Below are 8,244 nucleotides of genomic sequence, written 5' to 3' on the forward strand. Positions count from 1 at the left end.
GAGAACCACCAGCACCGACCAAAGTCGCCGCCGCAGCATAGAACCCTCGCATTCCGTCACCAAAACCCTTGACAATCACCATAGGGACACCCCCCATGCCAGCGGTGCGAAGCCCGTGGCGCGGGGATCGTGCGCCAGTCACGGAGTCAGCGGTCGGTGTGCGAGCGGAAGCCCACCTCGAGCATCTCGTCCCGGCCGGAGAGTTTGGTGCGTTCCCGGCCCGCGGTCTCGCCCAGGTCCCGCTCGCCGGCATCTATAGCCGCCCAGGCGATACCGTCGACCACCTTCACGCCCCGCGAGTCCAGCAGATCGCGTACGGCCTGCGGGTCGGGCGACTCGGGGTCAGGCAACAGCCCGGCGTCGAGGTCGCTGAGGAGCTCGGTCACCGATTCCGAGGCGCAGGAACGGTTGGTGCCGATCACCCCGGAGGGGCCGCGCTTGATCCAACCGGCGGTGAACAGTCCGGGGATCGGCTGCCCGCCGGGTCCGTCGAGCACCCGCCCCGCGGCGTTGGGGATGGTGGCGGTGGCGTCGTCGAACGGGATTCCCTCGAGCGCTGCGGACCGGTAGCCGACGGCACTGTAGACCGCGTCGACGAGCAGCTCCTCGGTCTCGCCGGTCATCCGAAGGCCGGCCCCGTCCGCCTCGGTGCGTTCCAGGCGTAGACCGGTCACCCGGCCGTCGGCGCCGAGGATCTCCACCGGGGAGCGGTTGAAGCGGAATCGAACGACCTTCTGCCCGCGGGCTACCGCGGCGGCTTCGGCCTCGTCGGCGTCGGCGTGACCGGCCTCGATCTGCGCGGTGGCCCACTTCTCCAGAACGGCGTAGATCTGACCCGCCCGGCGATCGGACTCCCGATGCTCGCGGGCCACCTCGTCGTCGTCATCAAGGTCGGACGGTTCAACCACCACGGCGACCCCCTCCACCTTCTCCATCTCCCGCAGCTCGAGGGTGGTGAACTTGGCCCAGGCGGGGCCGCGTCGGCCGATCACCGACACGGTGCGTGCGGCGGTGGTGCCGAAGCCGGTGCGGACATGCTCGGGGATGTCGGTGGCCTCGAGTTGTTCCGGCGTGCGCACCAGCATCCGCGCGATGTCTAGCGCCACGTTGCCCACCCCCACGACGGCCGCGCGCTCGGCGGACAGATCCCATTCCGGATGCGCGTCGGGATGACCGTCGTACCAGGTAACGAACTCGGCGGCACCGTACGAGCCGGCCAGGTCCTCGCCGGGGATCCCCATCGTGCGATCCGCCAGTGCGCCGGTCGCGAAGATCGCGGCGTGGTGGTGGCGGCGTAGGTCCTCGACGGTGATGTCGGTGCCGAAGTGCACGTTGCCGAGGAAGCGGATGCGCGGGTCCTGCCCGATCTTCCAGAGGTTGTTGGCGATTCCCTTGATTCTAGGGTGGTCGGGGGCGACCCCGTGGCGCAGCAGTCCGAACGGCACGGGCAGCGAGTCGAACAGGTCCACGACGATCTCGCGATCGTGCTTATCCGCCCAGGTCAGCAGGGCGTCGCAGGCAAACACCCCGGCCGGTCCGGAACCGACCACGGCGATACGGAGAGGAGAATATGAGGGCCACGTCATAGTCCGATGCTCTCACGCATCAGCCGGTCAGGTCGGGCGTCCGGCTGATGCGGATCCCGCGATCTGACAGGTGTCGGATCGGGAGCCGGTGGAGGCAGCGGCCCCGGCGCGGTGGCCACGGAGACCTCGACCCGAACGATCCATGGCCGGAGGAGCATAATGGCCTCCTATGAGCGACTATGCCGGAGATCTCGCCCCCAGCCAGGCCTGGGAGCTGCTCGCCTCTGATCCGGACGCCACGCTCGTCGACGTCCGCACCAGCGCTGAATGGCAGTGGGTGGGCGCCGCCGACCTGTCCGAGCTGGGCAAGCGCGCGGTGGGGATCGAGTGGATGACCTCCGCCGGCCAACCCAACGCGCGGTTCGTCGAGCAACTGGCCGAGGCCGGGCTGTCGCCCGAGGCTCCGGTGCTGTTCCTGTGCCGCAGCGGCGGCCGGTCCGCCGCCGCAGCGGCCGTGGCCACCGCCGCCGGATACACCACCGCCTTCAACGTGGCCGAGGGCTTCGAGGGCGGCCCGGACGCGCAGGGCCACCGCGGCACCGTGAACGGATGGAAGGTCGCGGGCCTGGCCTGGCGCCAGTCCTGACCGCCCGCCACGGGCCGACGATTTACGACGACGACATCACCCACTACGACAACACCGAGAGATAGCAGCGAATGAAGAACAACGAGCTCCCCGACGGACTCCACCCCGACACCCTGGGCGTGCGGGCCGGGCAGATGCGCACCGGCTTCGAGGAGACCACGGAGCCGATGTTCCTCAACTCGGGCTACGTCTACGACTCGGCGGAGGCCGCGGAGGCGTCGTTCAACGGCACGACCGAGCGGTTCGTGTATTCGCGCTACGGCAACCCGACCGTCGCCATGTTCGAGGAGCGGCTGCGCCAGATCGAGGGCGCCGAGGACTGCTTCGCGACGTCGTCGGGCATGTCCGCGGTGTTCGTGGCGCTGGCCGCGCTGTGCGGTGAGGGCTCTCGTTTGGTGGCGTCGCGGGCGCTGTTCGGCTCGTGTTTCGTGATCTGCGACGACATCCTGCCGCGCTGGGGCGTGGAGACCGTTTTCGTGGACGGCACCGACCTCGACCAGTGGCGCGAGGCACTCAGCGAGCCGACCGACGCCGTGTTCTTCGAGACCCCCTCCAATCCGATGCAGGAGCTGGTGGACGTGCGCGCGGTCTGCGAGCTCGCGCATGCGGCCGGCGCGAAGGTCGTGGTGGACAACGTCTTTGCCACCGTCCTGCACCAGAAGCCGCTCGAGCTGGGCGCCGACGTGGTGGTCTACTCCACCACCAAGCACATCGACGGCCAGGGCCGTGTCCTCGGCGGCGCCGTGCTGGGCACGGAGGAGTTCGTGTCCGGGCCGGTCAAGCACCTCATGCGCCATGCCGGGTTCGGGATGAACGCCTTCAACGCCTGGGTGCTGGTCAAGGGCCTGGAGACCATGGGGCTTCGCGTGGAGCGGATGTCGGCCAACGCGCTGGAAGTGGCGCGGTTCCTGGAGACACATGACGCGGTGGACTTCGTGACGTACTCGATGCTCGAGTCGCACCCCCAGCACGAACTGGCGACGGCCCAGATGTCGGGCGGCGGGTCGGTGGTGACGTTCGGGCTCAAGTTCGACGACGACGCCGACGGCGGCAAGCAGCGCTGCTTCGACCTGCTCAACGCCCTGCGCGTCATCGACATCTCCAACAACCTCGGCGATGCCAAGACGCTGGTCACGCACCCGGCCACCACCACCCACGCATCCATGGAGCCCGAGGCCCGTGCCGCGGTGGGCATCGGCCAGAACGTGATCCGACTCTCGGTGGGCCTCGAGCACGCGGGCGATCTGATCGACGACCTGGCGCGCGGGCTGGGCTGAGCTGCTGGCCCGTCGGGCCTGTGCTGAGTCCTACGAGTCGGCGTCGCCGCGGGTGATGTCGATGGGCCAGGCCAGCGTCAGCATCGAATCGGTCACCGGCGCGTCGGCGTTCAGACTCAACTCGAGGCACACGGTCACCGGCGCGCCGGGTGTGGTGCGGGTGGCCGCCGGCAGCACCAGCGGCACGTCCGCGGTGGGGGCGTCGACGGGAACGGCTTCGGTCGGGTCGCCGGCCAGGAGGCCGGAGACCACGCCGGGTCGGCCGGGGGTGAAGGTGGGCTCGGCGCAGGCTCCGCTGGTCGAGGACACCGCGCGGATACGGACGTGGGCGGCGGTGTCCGGATTGCCGTCGACCAGAGCCCCGGAGCCGATCTCCACGAGCGCGTCGGCCTTGGAGTCGACGCTCGTGCGCAGCGTGAGCGGCTGGTAAGCCGAGCTGTTGCGCAGCGCCGCGGTGTCGACGCGGACGGGGAAGTGCCCGCCGGCGGAGGAGATGGGCGCGGTCCAGGTGGTGCCGAAGTCGGTGGAGGCCTGGACGGACCAGGCGGAGGCGCGGAGTTCGGAGTCCCGCAGCTCCGCCTCGTGGTCCTGGGCGATCAGCGAGGCGCCGAGAGCACAGGCGGAGGCGGCGCCGAGGGCGACCAGGGTGCTGGCCGCGTGTCGGATACGCATGGTGCCTCCGAAGCGTGCAGTGGTGCTGTTGTGCTGGTGTTGCTGGGCGCCGGTCAGGGGAGGGGATCCCAGGCCGCAGTGGCGTCCGATTCACTTAGGATATTGCGCCCCGTGCTCATTTTGTTACATATCACCCCGGCGAGTGGGGCATCTCACGGGCAAGTGCGGCGTGTCGTCCCGATTGCTCGGCCGGGTCAGCGGATATAGACCACGGTTCCGGTCTTCTGGTTGATGGCGGCCCAACGCCAGCCGTCCTCGTCCGGGTCGTCGGATGCGAAGGTCGCCCAGGTGGTGCCGGGGTCGCCGCCGCTGAGCCAGATCTCGAGCGCAACGGCGCCCTGCCGCGCGTCGGCGGGGACGGTGTCGCCTTCGACGACGACGACGAGGTCTTCTTCTCCAACTGTGATCGTGTCCACGACTTCGAGCCGAGCTGTCTCCGACAGGATTGCGGGGCCCTTGGGGCGGGCGATGGCGGGGGCGGCTGGCGTCAGAATCGTCGAGTGCGTGGTCGGCGAAGCGGGAACGCTCGTCAACGCGGCTGCGGACGTGCTGGTGGTGTTCGTCGTGATCGACTTCCCTATTTCGTCGAGAGTCGGCGGGGCGGAGGCAGTACTTTCTGATGCTGCGGTGCGCTCGCTCGGTGAGGTCGTTGCGGAAGGTGGCGATCCGTCGGCGCGTGCAGCGACTGGGGGCGATCCGAGTAGCGGGAATAGGCCGCAGGTAAGTTCTACGCCAAGGCCGAGGAGGCTGACCCCCAGGGCGGTCCCGTCGGTCGCAGGCCCCGCCCAACCTTTGATAAAGGGACTGACAGAGAAGTTAATTGTCAGATTTAGAAGGCCCGAAGGCTCCCAGATATATGTGAAGCTCGGTTCGTCGACATCGTAGGTTCTCCTATCGCCGCCGAGCAGTCCCTGGACCACGGTGATTCGATAACTGACGTTAATGTCAGGATGAAGGCCAGGAGGTCGGCCCCATGTCAGTCGGATCTGGCTATTGAGAAGTCCGGACAAGGTGCCATGGTCCAGGCACTTCGGATCCTGTATCGGAGCCAGTGTCAAAGTCTGGAACGTGCCCTTCGTGTCGTCGGACTGCTGCCAGGCGGCCTCCGTGAACTCCGGGGCCCTCAGTGATCCGGGCAGGAGGAGCGCAAGACAGAGAAGTGCACATAGCGCTGCGATCAATTTCGCTAATCGGCGCGGCCGAGAAGCCCCGCAGAGTTTCCCGTCCCGGCTGGTCATGGCACGTCCTCGCCGGAGACCGAAACGGCGCTCCACGTCCAAGTGTGGTCGGCTGCATGTCCCTGCAAGTTGCCGGGCGCGTCGGGGGAGAGCCTGACCTCAAAGCAGTAAACGGCGTAATCGGCCGCTGCCGCGGAGACCTGCTGCGTCGAACCGGCGTCCACTTGCGCTGACAGAACCAGCCACTCGTCCGACGAGCCGAGAATGTACCTTGGATTTCCGATGAATGAGTTTGCATCGCAAGGGGGCACTGGTTTCTCGGGTGTCAACGCCGCGGGCACGATTGTGTTTACGACCCGGTAGTCGAGATGGTCCGTGATGGCCTCCTGAGACCCTGCGCCACGTAGAGTCAACTCAGCGCCCAGGTCGGAGTGCGAGGTGGTGCGCACGAGTACGGGGGCGTATACCACTGCGCCTGGATACATATCGGTCGCATCGAACGTCATTTCGTTGACGCCGTGGCCGTTGGTCCACCCACTGCCGACATCGAGCTCGATGCCGAACGAACCGGCGCTAAATGCTCCGGTGGCTACTACGTTGTCGGACCAGGCGGCAAGGGTGGCGGCGGCGCCGAGTCCCAGCACGAGCCCGCCGGACAGCAGGGCCTTGCGCTGGCGCGACGGCCCCGTGTTGCGACTACGGCGATCCGGGTGCAGGAGTCGCATATCAACGTTGCTTTTGGGGCCAGAAGGCCCAGCCCACGAGAAGGGCGGCCGCGACGGTGATGCCGGCCATGGAAATGGGTTGACTCATCGCGTTGACCACGTAGGCGAGGCGGGGGGCGTGCCACATCACCTTCTTGACCTCGGTCACCTCGTAGGGGCGCGCGTCGGGGGATTCGTTCGCGTCGCCCTTCATCTCGATCGAGTAGACGCCGCCGCCGACCGGGTCGGCGGAGATGACTCGGTGCGTCACCGGGAGTTGGTCCTCTCCCCGGGACACAGTGGTCACGTCGCCGACGCGGATGTCTGATGCTGGAATCTCTCGGACGACGGCGAGAGAGCCCGCCGGGATAGTGGGGGACATCGAGCCTGTTTTGAACATGACCAGACTGATGTTGAACACGAATGCCGCGATCGTGGCGGCGATGCACACTGCGCCGAGGGTGGAAAGGGCGGTCAGCGCACCGTCCTCGATCCGTGCCCGGATGCGTGCCTGCCGGCTCTCGGAGGGTGCCGGAGCCTCGTCTTCACGAACTGTGACCATGTCTCCTCCGTGCAGCATGCCGGGGCGTAGCCGGTCAGTGCTGCGCCGTGTCGCTAAGTCAGATGCCGCGGGAGGGTCGTATCAGCGACCCCACCCGCACCATCGGAGGGCCCGGGGCTTTAGCCGCGTCGTCCGGGCTTAAACGGATGCCCCGTTGAACTGCCAGGTCGTGGTGACGGGGGCGTCGAACGTCCAGGCCGGGTCGTTTGACGGGACGCCGAGCCCCTGCTCGGGAAGCGTGACCGCGATACAGACCGTGACAGGCGTGGTCTCGTCGCTAGCGACGTCATTGCTCAGCGTGAATCCTGTCGACTCGGGGTCGTCATCGTCGACTGACGTACCGGCCACGACGAGATTTGTGCCGCCCGCGAAGCCGGAGCCGTCAGCGCAGGCTGAGGGGGCGATCCCGGTCTTGGCCTCGAACGTCAGGAGCCTCATGAGCTCGGTATCGCCGGTGCTCGAAGCCTCCACGAGACTGACGTTGGCGGAGTTGGAGGACTTGGTGGGATCGATCCGCAGCGAGATTGGCGAGTAGACCGTGGTGCCCGGGACCATGGCGCCGAATCCTGCGGAGAACGAGAGGCCCGCCGGGCCGGTGTCGCCTGAACCAGTGTTCAGATTATGGTCCGCCCAGGTGGCACCGGAGAAGTCGTCGAGGACGCTCGGATTCGCCTGGATGTTGAACTGTCCGGTGTCGAACTCGCCTTGGGCGAACACATCGTCCGACCAGGCGGCCAGGGTCACCGCGGCGCCGAGGCCCAGGACCACGCCGCCGGCGAGGATGGCCTTGCGCTTGCGCTTACGGTCCTGCTGCCGCTGGAGATCTGCAGGCATGGGAGTGGAGGCGTCCATAGGGCGCTGCCTTTCCGAGGGGGGACCGCAGAGGCGATCCCGAGGGGGAGGGAAGTCGTGCCGGCCAAACACTGCGCAGCCGAGCTGATCGACGGTGGGCCGTGAGGGTGTGACCCACGAGAATGATGACAGAAAACTTCTATGGTGGGAAATAGTTCATCAACTCGAACGTGCTGCCAGTCTGTGCTTCTCGGTGCCGGAGAGTCGCTCACGGTCGGCGCGGAGTACGTATTGCGCTGTCCGACTCTCAGGTTTGACACATGTCGGCCATGCTCACCGCACGTGAGGGGAGGCCACTCCAAGATCTCCCGCGGTGTCGGACGCCGCTGGCATACTCGCCACCGTGCCCGCGCGAGCCGGCGGCAACGCCGCTCACGCATACCCCCGAAGGAGCCATCGATGCCCACCACCCCGCCCCTGAAGCTCGGTTACAAGGCCTCCGCTGAGCAGTTCGGTCCCCGCGATCTGGTGGAGTTCGCGGTTCTGGCCGAGCGGGCGGGGATGGATTCGGCGACGGTGTCGGATCATTTCCAGCCGTGGCGGCACGACGGTGGTCATGCGCCGTTTTCGTTGTCGTGGCTGACCGCTGTCGGCGAGCGCACTGAGCGGCTGCAGTTGGGCACGTCGGTGCTCACGCCGACGTTCCGCTACAACCCGGCGGTGCTGGCTCAGGCGTTCGCGACCATGGCGTGCCTGTACCCGGGCCGGGTCTTCCTCGGCGTTGGCACGGGCGAGGCCCTGAATGAGATCGCCACGGGCCATCAGGGTGAGTGGCCGGCGTTCAAGGAGCGTTTCGCTCGCCTTCGTGAGTCGGTCCGGCTCATGCG

9 protein-coding genes are annotated in these 8,244 nt (G+C 67.5%); 3 read left to right on the top strand and 6 right to left on the bottom strand.

Features of this window, described 5'->3' with window-relative positions:
• Positions 1-146: 146 nt before the first annotated feature.
• Positions 147-1,586: an FAD-dependent oxidoreductase gene (locus tag ACWIFB_RS17070; RefSeq protein ID WP_454058871.1), complete on the bottom strand. Its 1,440-nt coding sequence runs from the start codon at positions 1,584-1,586 to the stop codon at positions 147-149.
• 169 nt (positions 1,587-1,755) lie between these two features.
• Between ACWIFB_RS17070 and ACWIFB_RS17075 the strand changes: the two genes are divergently transcribed.
• Positions 1,756-2,172, top strand: a complete 417-nt coding sequence (locus ACWIFB_RS17075) for a rhodanese-like domain-containing protein (protein WP_344993686.1) — start codon at positions 1,756-1,758, stop codon at positions 2,170-2,172.
• Between the two features lie 71 nt (positions 2,173-2,243).
• Positions 2,244-3,449 carry an O-succinylhomoserine sulfhydrylase gene (locus ACWIFB_RS17080; RefSeq protein WP_454058872.1) on the top strand — a complete coding sequence of 402 codons (1,206 nt, stop codon included), beginning with the start codon at positions 2,244-2,246 and terminating at the stop codon, positions 3,447-3,449.
• Between the two features lie 30 nt (positions 3,450-3,479).
• Here the strand turns inward: ACWIFB_RS17080 and ACWIFB_RS17085 are convergent, their stop codons facing one another.
• The 5 genes from ACWIFB_RS17085 to ACWIFB_RS17105 form a co-directional block, all read right to left on the bottom strand.
• Positions 3,480-4,121 (bottom strand): hypothetical protein, encoded by a 642-nt coding sequence (locus ACWIFB_RS17085; protein ID WP_344993692.1) that lies wholly within the window; start codon positions 4,119-4,121, stop codon positions 3,480-3,482.
• Between the two features lie 194 nt (positions 4,122-4,315).
• On the bottom strand, positions 4,316-5,359 hold the full coding sequence (locus ACWIFB_RS17090; RefSeq protein ID WP_454058873.1) for a hypothetical protein: 1,044 nt from the start codon (positions 5,357-5,359) through the stop codon (positions 4,316-4,318).
• A complete protein-coding gene (locus tag ACWIFB_RS17095) occupies positions 5,356-6,024 on the bottom strand; it encodes a SipW-dependent-type signal peptide-containing protein (protein ID WP_454058874.1) in 669 nt (222 codons plus the stop codon). The genes ACWIFB_RS17090 and ACWIFB_RS17095 overlap by 4 nt, the downstream gene beginning before the upstream one ends.
• A 1-nt stretch (position 6,025) precedes the next feature.
• Entirely contained in the window at positions 6,026-6,565 is a 540-nt protein-coding gene (locus ACWIFB_RS17100) for a signal peptidase I (protein ID WP_454058875.1), read from the bottom strand.
• Positions 6,566-6,703: 138 nt separating this feature from the next.
• Positions 6,704-7,399 (bottom strand): SipW-dependent-type signal peptide-containing protein, encoded by a 696-nt coding sequence (locus ACWIFB_RS17105; protein WP_454058876.1) that lies wholly within the window; start codon positions 7,397-7,399, stop codon positions 6,704-6,706.
• Between the two features lie 417 nt (positions 7,400-7,816).
• On the opposite strand from ACWIFB_RS17105, the gene ACWIFB_RS17110 reads away from it, so the two are divergent.
• Positions 7,817-8,244: LLM class flavin-dependent oxidoreductase (locus ACWIFB_RS17110; protein WP_454058877.1), on the top strand; the 428-nt coding region annotated here is incomplete at its 3' end.

Source organism: Dietzia sp. NPDC055340 (assembly GCF_053645335.1).